At 72.4% G+C, this 18,639-nt stretch carries 16 protein-coding genes and 1 pseudogene; 6 read left to right on the top strand and 11 right to left on the bottom strand.

Annotation, left to right across the window (positions count from 1 at the left end):
• Positions 1-43: 43 nt before the first annotated feature.
• A complete protein-coding gene (locus ABD369_RS35235) occupies positions 44-1,513 on the bottom strand; it encodes a CehA/McbA family metallohydrolase (RefSeq protein ID WP_344640742.1) in 1,470 nt (489 codons plus the stop codon).
• 309 nt (positions 1,514-1,822) lie between these two features.
• Positions 1,823-1,945, bottom strand: a complete 123-nt coding sequence (locus tag ABD369_RS35230; RefSeq protein ID WP_344640710.1) for a hypothetical protein — start codon at positions 1,943-1,945, stop codon at positions 1,823-1,825.
• A 78-nt stretch (positions 1,946-2,023) separates the two neighbouring features.
• Between ABD369_RS35230 and ABD369_RS35225 the strand changes: the two genes are divergently transcribed.
• The 3 genes from ABD369_RS35225 (at position 2,024) to ABD369_RS35215 (ending at position 4,601) form a co-directional block, all read left to right on the top strand.
• Positions 2,024-2,788, top strand: a complete 765-nt coding sequence (locus ABD369_RS35225; protein WP_344640709.1) for a TetR/AcrR family transcriptional regulator C-terminal domain-containing protein — start codon at positions 2,024-2,026, stop codon at positions 2,786-2,788.
• 241 nt (positions 2,789-3,029) lie between these two features.
• Entirely contained in the window at positions 3,030-4,013 is a 984-nt protein-coding gene (gene rarD / locus ABD369_RS35220; protein ID WP_344640708.1) for an EamA family transporter RarD, read from the top strand.
• Positions 4,014-4,208: 195 nt separating this feature from the next.
• Positions 4,209-4,601 (top strand): hypothetical protein, encoded by a 393-nt coding sequence (locus ABD369_RS35215; RefSeq protein ID WP_344640707.1) that lies wholly within the window; start codon positions 4,209-4,211, stop codon positions 4,599-4,601.
• On the opposite strand, the gene ABD369_RS35210 is transcribed toward ABD369_RS35215, so the two are convergent.
• Genes ABD369_RS35210 through ABD369_RS35200 form a run of 3 tightly spaced genes read right to left on the bottom strand, consistent with a single transcriptional unit; the run spans position 4,591 to position 7,773 of the window.
• Positions 4,591-5,535 (bottom strand): ABC transporter permease, encoded by a 945-nt coding sequence (locus ABD369_RS35210; RefSeq protein WP_344640706.1) that lies wholly within the window; start codon positions 5,533-5,535, stop codon positions 4,591-4,593. The genes ABD369_RS35215 and ABD369_RS35210 overlap by 11 nt on opposite strands.
• The gene (locus ABD369_RS35205; RefSeq protein ID WP_425557844.1) at positions 5,522-6,535 is read right to left on the bottom strand and encodes an ABC transporter ATP-binding protein; all 1,014 of its coding nucleotides are present in this window, start codon (positions 6,533-6,535) and stop codon (positions 5,522-5,524) included. Before ABD369_RS35205 ends, ABD369_RS35210 begins: the two co-directional genes overlap by 14 nt.
• Positions 6,535-7,773 carry a LolA family protein gene (locus ABD369_RS35200; RefSeq protein WP_344640705.1) on the bottom strand — a complete coding sequence of 413 codons (1,239 nt, stop codon included), beginning with the start codon at positions 7,771-7,773 and terminating at the stop codon, positions 6,535-6,537. The genes ABD369_RS35205 and ABD369_RS35200 overlap by 1 nt, the downstream gene beginning before the upstream one ends.
• A 149-nt stretch (positions 7,774-7,922) precedes the next feature.
• On the opposite strand from ABD369_RS35200, the gene ABD369_RS35195 reads away from it, so the two are divergent.
• Positions 7,923-10,505, top strand: a complete 2,583-nt coding sequence (locus tag ABD369_RS35195) for a bifunctional FO biosynthesis protein CofGH (RefSeq protein ID WP_344640704.1) — start codon at positions 7,923-7,925, stop codon at positions 10,503-10,505.
• Between the two features lie 51 nt (positions 10,506-10,556).
• Here ABD369_RS35195 and ABD369_RS35190 read toward each other — a convergent pair whose 3' ends face one another.
• Both ABD369_RS35190 and ABD369_RS35185 read right to left on the bottom strand, forming a co-directional pair.
• Positions 10,557-11,243, bottom strand: a complete 687-nt coding sequence (locus tag ABD369_RS35190; protein ID WP_344640703.1) for a L,D-transpeptidase — start codon at positions 11,241-11,243, stop codon at positions 10,557-10,559.
• Complete coding sequence (locus tag ABD369_RS35185; RefSeq protein WP_344640702.1) at positions 11,236-11,778, bottom strand: SigE family RNA polymerase sigma factor; 543 nt, start codon at positions 11,776-11,778, stop codon at positions 11,236-11,238. Before ABD369_RS35185 ends, ABD369_RS35190 begins: the two co-directional genes overlap by 8 nt.
• Positions 11,779-12,040: 262 nt before the next feature.
• On the opposite strand from ABD369_RS35185, the gene ABD369_RS35180 reads away from it, so the two are divergent.
• The gene (locus tag ABD369_RS35180; protein ID WP_344640701.1) at positions 12,041-13,162 is read left to right on the top strand and encodes an ADP-ribosylglycohydrolase family protein; all 1,122 of its coding nucleotides are present in this window, start codon (positions 12,041-12,043) and stop codon (positions 13,160-13,162) included.
• Between the two features lie 68 nt (positions 13,163-13,230).
• Here ABD369_RS35180 and ABD369_RS35175 read toward each other — a convergent pair whose 3' ends face one another.
• The 3 genes from ABD369_RS35175 to ABD369_RS35165 form a co-directional block, all read right to left on the bottom strand.
• Complete coding sequence (locus tag ABD369_RS35175) at positions 13,231-13,440, bottom strand: DUF397 domain-containing protein (protein ID WP_344640700.1); 210 nt, start codon at positions 13,438-13,440, stop codon at positions 13,231-13,233.
• Positions 13,437-14,294 (bottom strand): helix-turn-helix domain-containing protein, encoded by an 858-nt coding sequence (locus ABD369_RS35170; protein ID WP_344640699.1) that lies wholly within the window; start codon positions 14,292-14,294, stop codon positions 13,437-13,439. Before ABD369_RS35170 ends, ABD369_RS35175 begins: the two co-directional genes overlap by 4 nt.
• Before the next feature lie 489 nt (positions 14,295-14,783).
• Positions 14,784-15,518 (bottom strand): GOLPH3/VPS74 family protein, encoded by a 735-nt coding sequence (locus tag ABD369_RS35165; RefSeq protein WP_344640698.1) that lies wholly within the window; start codon positions 15,516-15,518, stop codon positions 14,784-14,786.
• A gap of 324 nt (positions 15,519-15,842) precedes the next feature.
• On the opposite strand from ABD369_RS35165, the gene ABD369_RS35160 reads away from it, so the two are divergent.
• Positions 15,843-18,416 (top strand): serine hydrolase, encoded by a 2,574-nt coding sequence (locus ABD369_RS35160; RefSeq protein WP_344640697.1) that lies wholly within the window; start codon positions 15,843-15,845, stop codon positions 18,414-18,416.
• Between the two features lie 108 nt (positions 18,417-18,524).
• On the opposite strand, the pseudogene ABD369_RS35155 reads toward ABD369_RS35160, so the two are convergent.
• Positions 18,525-18,639: pseudogene (locus ABD369_RS35155) on the bottom strand (dolichol-phosphate mannosyltransferase); the annotation flags it as partial.

Genomic DNA, 18,639 nt, shown 5'->3' with positions numbered 1-18,639 from the left:
TCGGGTGTGCGGTTCCCGACGCTCTCCCCGGCCGTCCCTCCGGTCAGCCGGCGATCTTGAGCAGGATCGGGTTGGTGAGGGCCGCCATCGGGCCCCAGGGGAGGTCCGCGCCCATGGTGTTGCCCTGGCCGGGGCTGCCGTCCGCCCGTGGGTGGCGCACCTCCGCCCGGACATAGCCGGCGAGCGAGGCGGTAGTCCGCCAGGTCGCCGTGCCGCCGCCGGAAGCAGGCAGCGACTCCTGGTGCAGCTGTCCCTCATCGGTGATGAACCGCACGGTGCCACCGGGCACGCCGGAGACCTCCAGCCTGACATCCACGGGGGCGCCCCCGGGCACGGTCAGCTGCTCACCGATCCCCGCCCGCCGGCCCTGCCCGGTGGCGGTGAAGGCCAGGCCGATCCCGGCCGACTCGGCGATCCAGCTGCGGCCGGCCCGCAGTCCGGCCAGGACGTCCGCCCGGGTCAGGTCGTCGGCCAGCACCACATTGTGCGGCAGGCCGATGACCTGCGGGGCGCTGTGCGCGTCGCTGTTGCCCATCGCGGGCAGCCAGGGCCGCCCGTGCCGGACGGCCTCGGCGAGACGGGAGTCCCAGCTGTCGACGGCGGACTCGTCGTCATACGTCCAGGGGCCGTTCCAGACCTCGACCGCGTCCGCCTCCTCGTAGCCGAACTTCCACTGGCAGGCGACGTACGGGCAGTAGGGGTGCGCGGGCACGACCAGGCCGCCGGCGCGGTGGACCTGGCGCGCGAAGCGGGGGTACGCGTCGTCCCGGGAGCGGTAGCGCCAGTCGAGCCATTCCCCGGGGCCGATGCCCAGGGCCAGCCAGTGGCCGTTGCGGGTGGTGACCTCCTCGCCGGTCACGATCAGCAGGTCGGGGCCGGCCAGCGGGCCCCAGACGCCGTGCGAGGACGGGGTGTTGTGGTCGGTGGAGACGATGAAGTCCAGCCCGGCCGCCCGTGCGCCCGCGGCCACCTCGGCCGGGAGGCGGCGGCCGTCGGAGTGGACGGTGTGCAGGTGGCAGTCGCCCCGGTACCAGGCCCGGCCGCGCCCGCGCGCCCGCTCGGCCGGGTAAGAGGGCGTGAACTCCCCGCCCGCGTCGCCGAACCGGAGCGTCACCTCGACCCGGTAGTCCATCCCCTGCGGCGCCACCTGGTACGGGCCCAGCACCACGTGCCAGGTCCCGGGCTGGACGGGCCCCGGCAGATAGCCGGGGGTGGCCTCGCCCCGGCTGACCGCGAACGACGTCCGGAACCCGCCCGACCAGCCCCGGAACCCGGGCCCGCCGAGGCCGGTGCCGCGTTCGTCGAAGACCCCGATGTCACAGGAGTTGCCCGGGGTGCCGGGGGGCACGGCCGGCCGGTCATAGCTGTACGAGACGGCGATCTCCCGCACACCGGGCGGGACTTCGACCGGGAGGTAGACGAAGTCGGGCGCCCCGGTGGGGAGATGGCCGGTGATCACCCGGGTCTGCTCGCCCTCGGTGGCCGCCGCGAAGGCGACCGGCGCGAGGGTCACCGCCGCGGCCGCCCCGAGGGCCAGCCCGGCCTGGAGCACTCGTCGGCGACCCGGCCGATCCGGCGGATCGGCTGCGCCGCCGTGCTGTGGACAGTTCTCCTCCGTGCGCACGATGTCCTCCGGGGCTCGCGCGGGCCGTCGCTGCGGTGGGATGCCGGCCCGTCGTCGGATCCCTTCCCCGCCCGGTTAACCGGCGATGAGCCGCAACCGGACGGGGTGGGGCCAAGGGGCATCGGTTGGTGGCGGGACACGCCGAGCGCCGCCCGTCCCCGGGAGGCGGACGCGCCGGCATCGCCCCGGCCGGTGCCGTCAGGTCGGGCCGAGGCGTTCGGCGGCGGAGGCCATGCCGAGCCAGGTGTGCGGATTGCCCTTCCCGGTCTTCATCCGCGCCTGTCGGTCGAACTCGGCACCCGGGTCGAAGGTCGAAGTCACTGCTTCCTCTCCGCGCGCCGTGCCGCCATCTCCGTGCGCTGTACACAGTACGGAGACAATGCGTGGAAGGATTCCCCCATGGCCACGGACCGCAGCAGTGCAGGTGATCCCGCGCGCACCCTCGCACTGCTCTGGGGGGAATCGCAGCCCAAGGCCGCCCGCCGGGGGCCGAAACAGGCCCGCTCCAGCACCGAGATCGCCGCCGCCGCCATCGCCGTCGCCGACGCCGAGGGGGTCGAGGCGGTCACCATGCGCCGGGTCGCCCAGGAGCTCGGCCTCTCGCCGATGGCGGTCTACACCTACGTCCCCGGCAAGGTCGAACTGCTCGACCTGATGCTCGACACCCTCTACGGTGCGATGCCGCGCACCGCCCCGGCCGGCGCCGGCTGGCGGGCCCGGGTGACGGCCGTGGCGGAGGACAACCGGGCGCTGTACGCCGCGCACCCCTGGATCGCCGCCGTCGCCACCAGCCGCCCGCCGCTCGGCCCCGGCCTGATGGCCAAGTACGAGTACGAGCTGCGTGCCCTGGACGGGCTCGGCCTCAGCGAGGTCGAGCAGGACTCCGCGCTCACCCATCTGCTCGCCTTCGTCCAGAGCTGCGCCCGGATGGCCGCCGACGAGCGGGCCGCCGAGCAGGACAGCGCGATGAACGACCGCCAGTGGTGGGCGAGGAACGCCGAACTGCTCGCCCGGGTCTTCGACGCCGAGCGCTACCCGACCGCCGCCCGCGTCGGCGCGGCGGCGGGGGAGGCGTACGGCGGTGCGTACAGCCCTGCACACGCCTACGAGTTCGGACTGCAGCGGGTGCTGGACGGCCTGGCCGTGCTGATCGACGAACGCTGAGGTCCGGTGTGCCGCGCGCGGTGCGTGGCTTCGCGCTCGCGGAGACCCTCGCCGCCGTCCTCTGATCCCGTTGCCGCCCTCGGTGGATGCACCTTCCCGCGCCCCGGGGGATGTCCACCGAGGGCGGTGAGGCACGCCACGGACCATGTCATGACCAAAATGTGGAAACGGAGATGACAGTCCGGCCTTCGCCCGCTACCGTCAGCACGGGCAAGTACGCACGTGGAGGGCAGGGCGGTCGATGGTAGAGAGATCCCAGCAGGAGGCCGGCCGGGGTTTCTGGCTCGGATTCGCCGCATACGGAATCTGGGGGGTCTTCCCGCTCTTCTGGCCGCTGCTGGAGCCGAGCGGAGCCACCGAGATCCTCGCCAACCGGATGACCTGGTCCCTGGTGTCGGTGCTGCTGATCCTGCTGGTCCAGCGCCGCTGGTCGTGGATCCGCCCGCTGCTGGCCCAGCCGCGCAGGCTGGCGCTCTCGGTGGCGGCCGCCGCGTTGATCTCGGTCAACTGGGGCGTCTACATCTGGGGGGTGAACTCCGGGCACGTGGTGGAGACCAGCCTCGGGTACTTCATCAACCCCCTGGTCACCATCGCCTTCGGCGTGCTGGCGCTGCGCGAGCGGCTGCGCTCCGCGCAGTGGGCGGCGGTCGGCATCGGCGCGGCGGCGGTCGTGGTGCTCACCGTCGCGTACGGCCGCCCGCCGTGGATCGCGCTCACCCTGGCACTCACCTTCGCCACCTACGGGCTGCTCAAGAAGCTCGTCGCGCTCGGCGGGCTGGAGAGCTTCGCGGTGGAGAGCGCCGCGATGTTCCCGCTGGCGGTGAGTTACCTCGTCTACCTCGGCGTGCAGGGGAAGAGCACTTTCGGACACACCGGCGCCGGCTACGGCTGGGGGCACACCGGGCTGCTGATGCTCAGCGGCATGGTGACGGCGATCCCGCTGCTCTGCTTCGGCGCGGCCGCCATCCGGGTCCCGCTCACCACGCTCGGTCTGCTGCAGTACCTGGCACCGGTGTTCCAGTTCCTGCTCGGGGTCCTGGTCTTCCACGAGTCCATGCCCCCGGCCCGCTGGGCCGGCTTCGCCCTGGTCTGGGTGGCGCTCGCGGTGCTCACCTTCGACGCGCTGCGCCAGCTGCGCAGGGCCCGGGAGCGCGAGTCGCTGCCGGTCTCCGCGCCCGCCACGGCCGATGACGCCCAGGCGAAGGCGACCGCAGGCGGCAGCTGAGACCGACCGGCCGAAGGGCCCTGCCGGGCCGCCCCGGGAGCGTCGCGGAACGTCACACCCCGTGGTGGCGTGGACTCCTCCGTGTGAACACGTCCTTCGGGGTCTCTTCAAGCACACCCGTCTCCTGCTAACGTCCGGCTACCAACGTCCGGAAGCCGTACCCGTCCCCACGAAGGGGTAGCAGGAGGGGTTGCGATGGTCCAGCTCACGGAACAGTTCGCCAGGCCGTTCCAGCGTGCCGCACTCGCCGCAGGCAGGACGGTACGGGTACCAGCCGTACGGCGCGAGCTGGACGCGGCCGAGAGCGGTGAGCTCCTGCTCAGCTCCGGCACGGGCGGCCAGCCGGCGATTCAGTGGCGGCGGCAGGGGCGCCCGGCGCTCGTACTGAAGCCGCCGTACCGGCTGGACCGGGTGGAGCTCAGGGGCTCGCACCGGGCCCGGCTGTACGGCCTGACGGCCGGCGTCCGGCTGGTCTGCCCGGACTGGTCGCCGCTCTTCCTGATCTCCCCGGCCCAGCTGCCGCTGCTGGCCTGCGCGGTGGCTGCCTCCCGGGTGGCCGGGGCCACCCGGGTCGCCGTCACGCCGTGATGTCCTGGCTGGTGAACCGGGCCCAGGCGGCCGAACCGAAGACCGCGATGTAGAGCGCCTGCAGACCGAGGTTCTGCAACACGTTGTCCCAGTGCATCGGCTGGCGCAGCAGGTCGCCGAAGCTCATCCACTGGTGGGTGAACAGGAACGGCTGGATCGCGTGCAGCTGGGGGAAGGCGTCCAGGATCTGCACAGTGATCACCAGGCCGACGGTGGTCGCCATCGCGGCGATCCCACTGCCGGTCAGGGTCGAGATGAACAGCCCGATCGCCACCAGGCCGGACAGTGACAGCGCCACCACGCCCGCCACCAGCACCGCGCGCAGCAGCGCCGCGCCGAGGTCGATGGTGTCGCCGGACAGCAGGGTGACCTCGCCGAGCGGGAACAGCGCCGCGCCCGTGGCGACCGCGGCCAGCACCACCGCCATGGTCGCGGCCAGGCAGAACGCCAGCCCGGCGGTGAACTTGGCCGCCAGCAGCCTGGTCCGCCCGGCCGGGGCGACCAGCAGGTAGCGCAGCGTGCCGGTGGCGGCCTCACCGGCGATGGAGTCCCCGGCCACCACGCCGACCGTCATCGGCAGGAAGACCGGCAGGGCCATCGCCAGTGCCGTGAACACCAGGAACAGGCCGTTCTGCGTCACCTGGGCGATGAACGCCGGGCCCTCGCCGTTCGAGGCGTCGCCGGTCTGGATCTTCACCACCACACCGATCAGCACCGGCAGCACGGCCAGGATGCCCAGCAGCGCGATCGTCCTGGTCCGGCGGAAGGTGAGCGCGAGTTCGCCCAGGAACAGCGCGGTGAAGCCCGCCGCCGTTCGCGGCCGTGGGCCCGCTCCGACCGTGGGCAGTGCCTGCTCGGCCGCCCGAACTGCTTGCTCCGGCGGCTCGGCAGCCTGCGGTGCCTGCTCGGTCGGCAGTGCCTCAGCCCGCGACATCGAAACCCTCCCCGGTCAGCGCCACGAAGGCGTCCTCCAGCGTGCCGCGCTCCACACCGAAGCCGTGCACCCGCACCCCGGCCGCGACCAGCGCCGCGCACAGTCCGGGCAGCGTCTCCTCGTCGGCCACCACGGCCAGGCCGTCCAGCCGCGCCTCACCGATCCGCAGGTCAGCCACCCGGTGCTCGGACAGCACCTCCCCGGCCTTCGCGACGTCCGGGGTGCGGACCACCAGCCGCCCCTGGGCGCGGCCGGCCAGCTCGGCCACGGTGCCCTGCACCACGAGCCGGCCCCTGGACATCACCGCGGCGTGCGTGCACACCTGCTCGATCTCGTCCAGCAGGTGCGAGGAGAGGAAGACCGTGGTGCCCTCGGCCGCGACCTCCCGGACCAGGGTGCGGATCTCCCGCATGCCCTGCGGGTCAAGACCGTTGGTCGGCTCGTCCAGCACCAGCAGCTCGCGCGGCTGAAGCAGCGCGGAGGCGAGGCCGAGGCGCTGCTTCATGCCGAGCGAGTACGCCCGCGCCTTCTTTCCCGCCGCCGCCGTCAGGCCGACCCGATCCAGCGCCTCGGCGACCCGGCGCGCCCGGGTGCGCGGGTCGGAGGTCGGGTCGGCCGCGTCGAACCGGACCAGGTTGTCCCGCCCGGACAGGAAGCCGTACAGGGCCGGGCCCTCGATCAGCGCGCCGACCCGGGGAAGCACCGTGCCCACCGACTGCGGCATCGGGGCGCCGAGCACCGTGGCGAGGCCGGAGGAGGGCGCGATCAGGCCCATCAGCATCCGGATGGTCGTCGTCTTGCCCGAGCCGTTCGGCCCCAGGAAGCCGAAGACGCTGCCCCTGGGCACCGTCAGATCCAGCCTGTCCACCGCGAGCTGGCCGCTCCGGAACCGCTTGGTCAGCCCGCTGGTGCGGATCACGTCGTCCGGAGCGGTGGCGGAGGCCGGGCCGCCGTCGGCGGCCCGGCCCCGTACCTGCTCCGTGTCGGGAGCAGTCGTCACTACTTCACCCCAGCGGCGTTCTGCAGCACCGGCAGGGTCACGGCGCCGGCCAGGACCCGGCCGTCATCGGTGATCAGCACGTTCAGCACCTTGGTGCTGATCAGCGAGCCGCCGTCGACCTTCTTGCCGAGGGACTTGGCGAGGGCCGCCGGGTCCTGCGGGAGCGAGGAGCGGCCGTGCTTGCGGTGGTCCGCGCCGGAGGTGCTGTCGGGCTTCGGTGCCGGGGCACTGGGCAGCTTGGCGCTGAGCACCGTCGTCCAGCCCTCGCCGATCGTCCTGACGTCGTTGCGCCCGGACGGGGCGCCGGCCTCGGGCTGCTTGTGCTGTCCGTCCGCACCGGCCGGACGCTCCGTCACCTTCGCGCCCTTGGGGGCCTTGAAGTCGAAGGTCCCGGCAGCCGGCTTGGCGAAGGAAACCGAGCTGAAGTGCACGTCCAGCACCTTGCTGCCGTCGGCGGCCTGCACCACCACAGCAAGCGGCACGCCGTTGTCGGCGTCCACCGCGATCCGCACCTCACCGATGGTGGAGCCGGACTGCTTGGGCTTCACGCTCAGCTCGTACGCCTTCTGGCCGGCCACCGTCGCCGTGCCGTCCACCGTGACCGAGGTGGTCGCGGCGCTCTGGCCGAGGAACAGCTTCGCGGCCTCCTGCGGGGTGGTCGGCGCGCCGGTGAGCGGGGCCTTGCCGGCCTCGCCATGCCCGTGCTCGCCGGACCGGCCGGCGTCCTTCGGAGCGGTCAGGTGCAGCGCCTGGTTGCTGCTGCTGTCCCAGGCCCAGACCTGGTCGCCGTTGCGCACCAGTTCGTAGCCCGCGAGGTTCTCGATCAGGCCGACCCGCTGGTGGTCCGAGCCGTCCACCGCGACCTGCAGGGTGTGTTCGCCGCCGAGCAGCTCGGTCAGCTTGGCTGTCGGGTCCGCGCCGGCCCGGCTGCCGCGCCCGCCGCCCATGGCCCCGTCCGCCGCGCCCAGCAGCTGGGTGGGCACGCCCAGGTCGGCCGACACCTTCACGGTGCCGGACAGCGACTGGACGTCCGACCCGATCGCCTTCGCCACCAGCTGCTCCGCCGTCAGGGACGGCAGGTTCGGCCCGGAGTCGCTCGCCAGCGCGGGCACCAGCCCGATCCCGGACGCTGCCGCGGCTATCACCCCGACCGGTACCAGCGCGCGCACCGCGGCCCGGCGACGCGGCCGGTGCGCGAAGTCCTGCTCCACCATGTCCAACCTCTCGGTAGCACTCAACGGTCCTGCCACTCCATTAGAGACCGTTGGAAGGGGTCCGGGCATCGCCCTGCAGGGCCAGATCGCCGTACATCCGACGACGCAAGCGACCCTGAGTCCTTATCAGGGTCAGGTCCGCCGAACGGAGGAAAGCTGGGTATCTTCGCTGCATGGCTGCAACCGATGCCCCGTACACCCCACCGACCGTCACCTCGATGCGGCGCGCGCTGCGCCGGGCCCGGGACGGCGTCGCCCTGGACGTCGCCGAAGCGGCGGTGCTGCTGCAGGCACGCGGTGAGGATCTGCGCGAGCTGTGCGCGGTCGCGGCCCGGATCCGGGACGCCGGCCTGGCCGAGGCGGGCCGGCCGGGGACCATCACCTACTCCAAGAGCGTCTTCATCCCGCTCACCCGGCTCTGCCGGGACCGGTGCCACTACTGCACCTTCGTCACCGTCCCCGGCAAGCTGCGCAGGGCCGGCCAGGGGATGTACCTGTCGCCGGACGAGGTGCTGGACATCGCCCGCAAGGGTGCGGCGCTGGGCTGCAAGGAGGCCCTGTTCACGCTCGGCGACCGGCCCGAGGACCGCTGGCCCGAGGCCCGCGAGTGGCTGGACGCGCACGGCTACGACGACACCCAGGCGTACCTGCGGGCGATGTCGATCAGGGTGCTGGAGGAGACCGGCCTGCTGCCGCACCTCAACCCCGGGGTGGTCGGCTGGACCGAGTTCCAGCGGCTCAAGCCGGTCGCGGCCTCGATGGGCATGATGCTGGAGACCACCGCCACCCGGCTCTGGTCGGAGCCCGGCGGCCCGCACCACGGATCACCGGACAAGGAGCCGGCCGTCCGGCTGCGGGTGCTGGAGGACGCCGGGCGCAGCTCCGTCCCGTTCACCACCGGCCTGCTGATCGGCATCGGGGAGAACCACGAGGAGCGGGCGGACGCGCTGTTCGCGATCCGCCGGGTCGCCCGGCAGTACCACGGCATCCAGGAAGTGATCATCCAGAACTTCCGGGCCAAGCCGGACACCGCGATGCGTTCGATGCCCGACGCCGAGCTGGAGGAGCTGGCCGCGGTCATCGCCGTCACCCGGCTGGTGCTCGGCCCCTCGGCCCGGGTCCAAGCGCCGCCGAACCTGGTGGACAGCGAGTACGAGCTGATCATCAGTGCGGGCATCGACGACTGGGGCGGCGTCTCCCCGCTCACGCCGGACCACGTCAACCCCGAGCGCCCGTGGCCGCAGATCGAGGAGCTCGCCCGTCGCACCGAGGCGCAGGGCTTCCAGCTGCGGGAACGGCTCGCAGTCCACCCCGAGTACGTGCTGCACGGCGAGCCCTGGCTGGACCCGCGCATCCTGCCGCACGTCACCGCGCTCGCCGACCCGGCCACCGGCCTGGCCCGCCCGGACGTCGTGCCCGTCGGCCTGCCCTGGCAGGAGCCCGAGGACCTGCCCGCCCCGTCCGGCCGCACCGACCTGCACCGCACCATCGACACCGAGGGCCGCACCGGTGACCGCCGGGCGGACTTCGAGGACGTGTACGGAGACTGGCAGGCCCTGCGCGAACAGGTCGCGGCAACTCCCGTGGAGCGGCTGGACGGTGACGTGCGCACGGCGCTGGCCGTCGCCGCCGACGACCCGACCCGGCTCACCGACGAGCAGGCGCTGGCACTCTTCCACGCCGAAGGACCCGCCCTCGACGCACTCTGCCGGGTCGCCGACGACCTGCGCCGCTCGGTGGTGGGCGAGGACGTCACCTACTGCGTCACCCGGAACATCAACTTCACCAACGTCTGCTACACCGGCTGCCGCTTCTGCGCCTTCGCGCAGCGCCGCACCGACGCCGACGCCTACACCCTCTCGCTGGAGCAGGTCGCCGAGCGGGCCGCCCAGGCGTGGGAGGTCGGCGCGACCGAGGTCTGCATGCAGGGCGGCATCCACCCCGACCTGCCGGGCACCGCGTACTTCGACATCGCCCGGGCGGTGAAGGAGCGGGTGCCGGGCATCCATGTGCACGCCTTCTCCCCGATGGAGGTCGTCAACGGGGCCAGCAGGACCGGGCTCTCGATCCGCGACTGGCTCCAGCAGGCCAAGGAGGCCGGACTCGACACCATCCCCGGCACGGCCGCCGAGATCCTCGACGACGAGGTCCGCTGGGTCCTCACCAAGGGCAAGCTGCCGGCCGCCACCTGGGTGGAAGTCGTCAGCACCGCACACGAGTTGGGCATCCGCTCGTCCTCCACCATGATGTACGGGCACGTGGACACCCCCAGGCACTGGCTGGGCCACCTGCGGCTGCTCGCCTCCATCCAGCAACGGACCGGCGGTTTCACGGAGTTCGTCACCCTGCCGTTCATCCACACCAACGCGCCGGTCTACCTGGCCGGCATCGCCCGGCCCGGCCCGACCATGCGGGACAACCGGGCGGTCACCGCGATGGCCCGGCTGCTGCTGCACCCGCACATCCCCAACATCCAGACCAGCTGGGTGAAGCTGGGTGCGGAGGGGGCCGCCGAGATGCTGCGCTCGGGGGCCAACGACCTGGGCGGCACGCTGATGGAGGAGACCATCTCCCGGATGGCCGGCTCGGCGTACGGCAGTTACAAGTCCGTCCGCGACCTGGAGGCCATCGCCGAGGCCGCCGGGCGCCCCGCCCGCCAGCGCACCACCACCTACGGCGAGGTGCCCGCCGAACGCCGGGCCGCCGCGTTGGCCTCGGACGGGCACCTGCCGAAGCTGCTCCCGGTCCTGGAGTAGCGGAACCGGGGCGTGCGGACACCGCGTGCGGACCTCACGCCCCGGCGGACGTCAGCCGGACACCTCGACCCGGTCGCCGACCGAGACGTGCTCGAAGTACCAGCGCGCGTCCTCGGTGCTCAGACCGATGTTCTCGTGGGTGACGTTCTCGTGCCCGAACACGGTGCCTGTGAGAAAGGGCATGCCGCAGACGTACGTCGGGTAGCCGCTCCGGTCGGCCAGCTGTACACACCAGTCCATCGACACGCGGTACTGCTCCTCCGTCGAGCTTCCCGCGAAGTCGAAGCCCATGGTTCCGGGTTTCCCGGCCACCGTCATCCAGCCGGTCCGTGTCGGGTGCGCGGGCGCCCCGGCGGTGGCGGGCAGCTCCCTGGTGGCGCCGTCGGCACCCACGATCACCAGGTGCCGCGCGAGGTCGACCCGGATCGGGGGTCGGGCGGCGGTGGCCGTCGGGGTGCCGCTCGGAGCCGGTGACGCGCTCCCCGACGGGGTGATGGCCGGTACCACCGAGGGGGCGGCGCCGTGCCGCCCCTGGAGCAGCAGGCCGCCGCTGCCCAGCAGCGCGACAGCGCAGACCGTGCCCACGGCCGCCGCGATCCCACGCCGCCTGCGCCGTCGCAGGCCCCGGTCGCGGACCGTTTGGTACGGCAGCGGCAGGGCCGCCGGGGTGTTGCTCGCCAGCCCGTGCAGTGCGACGGAGAGCCTGTCCCCGCGCGCGGTGTCGTCCAGGTCAGGCACAGCTGCGAATCCTTTCGCGGTTGGAGCGCTCGACGGGGGAACCGGCCAGCGCGTCCGGGTCGTCGGCGAGGTACTTCGCCAGTGCGGCCCGGCCACGGGACAGCCGGGCCTTGACCGTGCCGACCGCCGCACCCGTCTCGGCCGCGACCTGGTTGATGCTCAGGTCGCACAGGTGGAACAGCACGATGGCCTGCCGCTGTGCGGCCGGGAGCCTGCGCAGTGCCGCGACCAGCGCGGTGTGCTCGGGTCCGGGCCCGTCCACCGACTGCTCCGGTGTGTACTGCCGGCGCTCCAGCACCCGCCCGCGCAGCGCCCGGCGCCAGCGGCTGACGGCCAGCCGCCAGGCGACGGTGCGGATCCACGCCTCGGGCGAGTTCTCCTCGGCCGACAGCCGCCCGCGCCGCGCCCAGCCCCGGACGAAGGCCTCCTGGACCGCGTCCTGCGCCTCGTTGAAGTCCCCCGTCATGGCGTAGACCTGCCGTACCAGAAGGGAGAACGAGGACAGGTAGAACGCGCTGTACTCCTCGTCGGTCATCCTGCCGCTGCTCCGTTGTCTCGATCGGATGCGGGCGCATCCTCCCTGCATACGCACGCCCGGCGGATCAGGTTGCACGTGAGTTCCCAGAACGGAGCAACCGGTCGGATCGGGTGGATGTTCGACATGGTGGGCCGAGGGGTCAAAGTATTCGGCTACAGTGCGGGGCGCTTGAGGCCGCCCCGGGGGAGGGCGCTCCGCCGTCCCGCGCCCCCTTTCCGCGCGGCCCGAGGTCCGGACGACCGACGAAAGGTGCCCGACCGTGTTGCCACTGTGGTCACGCGCGCAGCAACAGGACTTCCGCAGCCGGGTACGGGGCTGCCTGCTCGGCGGGGCGATCGGCGACGCGCTCGGCGCGGGCATCGAGTTCGAGTCGCTGGAGCGGATCCGGGCCGCCCACGGTCCGCAGGGGGTGACCGGGTACGTGCCCGCGTACGGGCGGCGCGGGACGGTCACCGACGACACCCAGATGGTGCTCTTCACCATGGACGGTCTGATCCGGGCGCACGTCCGCCGGGACGGCGGCGCCTGGCACCCGCCGAGCGACGTGCACCGCGCCTATCTCCGCTGGGCCGCCACCCAGAGCGCCTGGGGCCCGGACGAGCGCGAGCCCGGGCTCGGTTGGCTGGGCCGGCAGGAGTGGCTGTACGCCGAGCGCGCCCCGGGCACGGCCTGCCTGAGCGGTCTGACCGGACCCGACGCGGCACGCCCCGGCACCCTGGAGGCGCCGCGCAACCCGCACTCCAAGGGCTGCGGAACGGTGATGCGCGCCGCGCCGTTCGGCCTGCTGGTCGCCTGGGAGCCGCAGCTGGTCTTCCAGCTGGCCGTGGAGTGCTCGGTGCTGACCCACGGCCATCCCACCGGCTACCTCTCCGCCGGGGCGTTCGCGGTGATCGTCCACACCGTGGTCCGGGGCGGCACCCTGGAGGAGGGCGTGCACCTGGCGCTGGCCCTGCTCTCCGAGCGCCCGGCGCACGAGGAGACCACCGCCGCCCTGCGCGGCGCTCTGGACGCGGTACGCGCCGGGGAGCCCTCCGCGGAGCGGGTGGAGTCGCTGGGCGAGGGCTGGGTGGCCGAGGAGGCCCTGGCGATCGGGCTGTACTGCGCGCTGGTGGCGCACGACCTGCGGTCCGGGCTGCTGCTGGCGGTCAACCACTCCGGCGACAGCGACTCCACCGGGGCGATCTGCGGCAACCTGCTCGGCGTCCTGCACGGGGAGAGCGCCCTGCCGCCCGGGTTGCTGGCCGAGCTGGAGGGCCGGGGGACGATCCTGGAACTGGCCGACGACTTCGTCCTGGAACTGCTGCACGGCCCCGAGCTGCACGGCCCCGAACTCCCGCCTGACGAACGGGCGGTGTGGGCCGGGCGCTACCCGACCGACTGACCCTGGCCGACATGCGCGAGTGCCCGCCGCGAACGGGCGCGGCGGGCACTCGAAGACCAGCGGACTGCTCAGACCTCACCGAACACGCCGTCGCCCGCAGCGGAGGCGAAGGCGGCCCAGGCGGCCCTGGAGAAGTGCAGCTGCGGACCCTGTGGGTCCTTCGAGTCGCGAACGGCGACCGTCGCGCCGGACGGCACGGCGATCTCGACGCAGGCACCGTTGCCGCCGCTGTAGCTGCTCTTGCGCCAGGTGAGGCTGCCCGTGGTCTTGGTGGTCATCTCTTGAACCTCTCCGCATAGTTCTGTATCAGAGACCGGCTGTCCGCAACGCCGAGCGCTGCCGCCCGCAGGTGGTCGTAGAGATTGGTATAGCGACGTACATCCGCGTCCTTCTCCAGGTAGAGATCACTCGTCACTCCTTCGAAGTAGACGACGGTGGAATCGGCTGACTCCGGAAACTCCATCAGGGAGAATGTCCCGGTCATGCCGGGGTGGGCGCCGTGCTCGAACGAAATCACCTGCAGGTTGATGTTCGGTTGCTCGCTCAGCAGGAGCAGCTGGAAGAGCTGGTCCGCCATCACCTCGCGGCTGCCGACCTCCCGGCAGAGCACCGCCTCATCGATCACCACCCAGAGACTGCCGAGCTGGTTCTCGCCGTATATCCGGTTCTGCCGCTTGAGCCGGACCTCCACCCGGCGCCGGACTGCGGTGGCGTCGGTGTCGGGCTGGGTGCCGGCGACGACCGCCTCGGCGTACTCGCGGGTCTGCAGCAGACCGGGCACGAAGGAGGACTCGTACGCCCGGATCGAGGAGGCCTCGGCCTCCAGGCCGATGTACACGCTGTACGGGATGTCGCCGAACTCGTGCCACCAGCCGCGCTGCCGGGACTCCCGCGCCATCTCCATCAGCCCGGCGCGGACCCGCTCGTCGGTCACCTCGTAGACGTCGCAGAGGTCGCGCACGTCGCGCATGCTGATGCTGCGCCGGCCGTTCTCCAGCCGGCTGATCTTCGACTGGGAGACCATCAGCCGGCCGGCCACCTCCTCGGCCGTCATGCCCTTCAGCTCGCGCAGGCGGCGGAGTTCCGCGCCGAGCCGTCGTCGCCGGACCGTGGGATTGACGTTGGCGGACACATCGACCTCCGGCTGCACCTCTGGCGCGCCCGGGTACGGCGCACCGCGGAACACTGTGGAAATTGGTACCAACCCCCCTGACTTGGAGCAGCATGTCATCTCGGCTCAGGTCGGCGCCGGGGATTCACCTGAGTGCAATAGAACAGATCATCGGAAAAACGCTCATTCAGGATCGTCCCCCTTGCGCCCGGAACGCCGAACCGGTAAAGGCGGATCGGCCGCCGGAAGCGCCGCAGTACCGCGACCACGCCACAGTGCCGGAAATGCGGCGGCGCCGGGCCCTCGCCCCCAGGCTTCGGCCGGGGGATGGGGTTCCCCCCGGCCGAAGCCTGGGGGAACTCCCGCCCGTTGGCAGGCGAGGAGAGCGGATCGGCCGTCGGTGCCTGGAGAAACGGAGAAAGGCGAAAGGCGGCCCACCCGGCACTCCACTGCCGGGCGGACCACCCCTCGCCTGCGTTGCTCATCCTGCGTATCGGCGCGTTCCGTTCATCACGCGCCCACCCGCGCCGCGACGCCACGGCCGTCGGCCGCGGGCCGCGCCACCGTCTGCCGCCCGGGAGCCTGCGTCCGTCCGTTGGCGGAGCCGCCCTTCGTCGGGGCGGGCAGGCCGTTCTGCACGTCCATCACGGCATGCGCGACCATCCCGCCGAGCGGGTCGTACCGGATCAGGTCGCGCAGGCGTGACCTGGAGGACCTTCCCTCGTTTCCCGGGTAGAGGTGCTTCCCCAGACCCACGGCGTGCGCCAGTGCGGCCAGTGCGGCCGTCCTGGGGTCCGGCGGAACGCCGGTCCGGATGGCGGTGTCCAGACGTTGTTTGATGGCGGCGTTCGTACAGTCGTCCGACGCCTGGTAGCGCGTCGTCGGCAGCACACCGCACACCTGGCCGGTCACCGCCGTCACCATGCCGCACCGCTCCAGGTGCGCCAGGTACGTCTGGCGGAGCCCCAACCGGGGCCCGCCTATCCAGTGCGCGGCCCGCACCGGACTGCCGCGGCGGCGCAGCAGTTCCAGAGCGTGGTCCAGAGTCGGGTCGCCGGTCGGCCGTGGCAGCACCACGGCGATCCGGTCCCCGTCCGGGACTATCCTTCCGGCCAGGGACAGCTCGACGAGCTGTGCCCCGGCGAGTCCGAGGTCGAGGGTCTGCGGCTGCGCCGTGGTACCCGTGTTCGGGTCCAGTGCGAGCAGCAAGAGTTCCTCGGGAACTGTTCTGCGGCTCTTGCCCATCCAAGCCTCCCCGCGTGGATGAATGACAGAGTGACGCCTCTCACAGCGGCTTGTCGAGTACGCCTCCGAATCGTGACCTTGGGTGCGCAGGCGGGAACCGGTCACCTCAGGCCCCGCGTCTGACACTCGGACTGGTCGCTGCAGGGCCCGGCGGGGAGAATAACGGCCGGTCGGGCGGGGTGCGGCGGCCAAAGCGGCCACCAGTGGCGGAGACTGTACAGCTACAGAGGCGCGGCGAAAAGCCGTTCCAAATCAGGTCGGCCCGCCGACGGGCCGGCACGGGCTCGGGCGGCGGCGGCCGGGCGGACGAGGAGGATGGGTTACGTGGGCGAGTTCCCCGACAAGGTGCACGGCGACGGGGAAGCGGAGGCGACCGCGCCCGAGCGGTCGGCCGAGCGGACCGGCGCCAAGGCCGACGACGCCGCTGAGCCGGGGAGCACGGGCAAGGACGCCGGGTCCGGTGCCGAGGCGGAGCCTGCGGCCGGGGAGAAGGCTGAGGTGAAGTCCGCGGCCGGTGCCGAGGTGAAGTCCGGGGCCGAGGGCAAGGCGGTGAAGTCCGCGGCCGGTGCCGAGGTGAAGTCCGGGGCCGAGGGCAAGGCGGTGAAGTCCGCGGCCGATGCCGAGGTGAAGTCCGGGGCCGAGGGCAAGGCGGTGAAGTCCGCGGCCGGTGCCGAGGCGAAGCCTGCGGCCGGGGACAAGGCTGAGGTGAAGTCCGCGGCCAAGGCTGAGACCAAGGCCAAGGCCAAGACTGAGGCGAAGGCGGAGGCGGAGGAGCGCGCCGAGACCGGCGGGAAGGCTGCTGCGGTGGCCGGCAAGCAGGCTGACGCCGAGACCGCCGAGACCGCCGAGGCTGGTGCGGAGGCCCGGGCCGAGACCGTCCGGGGCGGTGCCACGGTTCAGCTGAGCGTCCGCAATGTGGACAGCAGGACCACCATGCTCCGCCTGCCGGCGGACAGCCGCACCAGGGCGCTCCGGCTCCCGGACGACTTCCGGGAGAGCCTGTCGAAGGCCGCGAAGTCCGCCGAGACGTCCGCGAAGAGCGAGGACGGTGCCGCCGGGACCAAGCCCGCGGCCACGAAGGGCGCCGGTTCGAACGACGGTGTCGACGCGTCTGCCGTCAAGGCCGCTGAGGCCGCCGAGGCCGCCGGCGCGGCTTCGCGTCTTGGTATGCGGGACAGCCTGCCCGTGGACAGCCGCACCAGGGCGCTCCGACTCCCGGACGTCAAGGGCGCCAAGGACGCCAAGGACGCCAAGGCGTCGCCGAGTTCGACGACGTCCCCGGAGAAGCCGAAGGACGCGGAGAGCACCGAGGACGCCGAGGACACGAAGGGCGCCAAGGACTCCGGGGAGGCGAAGAGCACCGGCCTGAAGTCCGCCGAGCGCGGGAAGCCGGCCGAGTCCGCCAAGCCGTCCGCCGGGACGGTCCCCGAGCCCCCGCCCGAGCCGGCCCCCCGCCCCGAGCCCGAGCCCATCCCCGAGCCGGAGCCGGAGCCGGAGCCCAGGCCGACCCCGGCCCCCCGTCCGGTGCCGACTCCCGCCCCGGCGCCCAAGCCGCTGCCGGTGCCCGACCCCGCTCCGGTGCCGGCTCCCCCGCCGCTGCCGACCCCGCCGCCGCTGCCGGGCCCGGAGAACACCTCCGAGGCGATGGAGGTGCTGGCCGCGCTCAGCCGCCGTCCGGTCACGCCGTTCCAGCGGGCGATGAAGCGGACCACCATCTGGACGGTCTTCCTGGCCGTGGTGTTCGGCGTGCTCGCGGTCGGCCAACTGCTCCGTCCGCTGCCGGACCCGAAGGCGAAGCTGTCGCTCGCCGACTCGTTCACCTTCAACGGCGACAAGCTCGACATCCCGTGGCCGAACAAGGGCCAGGCCACCGCCGAGGTGGTCGGCGTGGGCAACCTCGGCAGCGTGGGCGACGAGACCCCACAGCCGATCGCCAGCGTCACCAAGGTGATGAACGCGTACATCATCCTGCGCGACCACCCGCTCAAGAAGGGCGAGATGGGCCCCACGCTCACCGTGGACAGGCAGGCCGCCTCGGAGTCCAGTGACGCCGACCAGTCCCGGGTCACCCTGACCGAGGGGGAGAAGCTGACCCAGTACGAGGCGCTGGAAATGCTGATGCTGCCGTCGGCCAACAACGTGGCCCGGCTGCTGGCCCGTTGGGACGCGGGCAGCGAGGAGGCGTTCGTCAAGAAGATGAACGACCAGGCTGCCAAGCTCGGTATGGCCAACACCGTCTACGCGGACCCGGCCGGCTACAACAACGACACCAAGAGCACCGCCAAGGACCAGCTGAAGCTGGCCGAGCAGGTCATGCAGAACGAGGTCTTCCAGCGGGTCGTCAGCACCCCGGACACCGTCATCAACAACCAGCGGATCTACAACACCAACTACCTGCTCTCCGCCAAGAACGGTGTCATCGGCACCAAGACCGGCTCCAGCAGCGCGGCCAAGTCCTGCCTGATGTGGGCGGCCGTCAAGGAGATCAGCGGCACCAGGCGGATGATCATCGGTGTCACGCTCAACCAGCCGGTGACGGCCACCGACGACGTCCTGAGGGCCGCCCAGACGGTCAGCCAGAAGATCATCACCGCGGCGCAGAACGGCCTCACCGGCCAGACCCTCGCCAAGCAGGGCGACGTGGTCGGCTACGTGGACGACGGTCTCGGCGGGAAGGTCCCGGTCGTGGCCTCCAAGGACCTCACGGTGGCCGGCTGGTCCGGTGTCACCACCAAGCTCACCCTGGACCAGGCCAAGATCGGCCACACCGTCAAGGCCGGAACCGAGGTCGGCACCATCTCGGCCGGCGAGGGTGACGGCAGGGTCCAGGTCCCGGTGACCCTGCAGTCCGACCTCAACCCGCCGTCGATCACGTCGCGCCTGCTGCGTCTGCTCTGACCGGCGGCCGGACCGACACGTGGGGGCAGGCGCCCGGCGCCGGCCCCCACGTCGCGTTCCAGGACCCGCTGTTGAGTGCGGTTCACTCGAACGGGACGGTGGCGAGGGTTACTTCTTCTTTCCGGCGAGCTGCTGGAGGCGGGTCTCGACGCCCCAGGCGGTGACCCGCAGCAGGGCCTCGACGACGATGTTGCGGCTCATCTTGGAGGCGCCCAGCTCGCGC

The sequence above is a fragment of the Kitasatospora cystarginea genome, from assembly GCF_039533515.1.
Classification (GTDB): Bacteria; Actinomycetota; Actinomycetes; order Streptomycetales; family Streptomycetaceae; genus Kitasatospora; species Kitasatospora cystarginea.
This window is presented reverse-complemented; position numbering and strand designations above follow the sequence as displayed.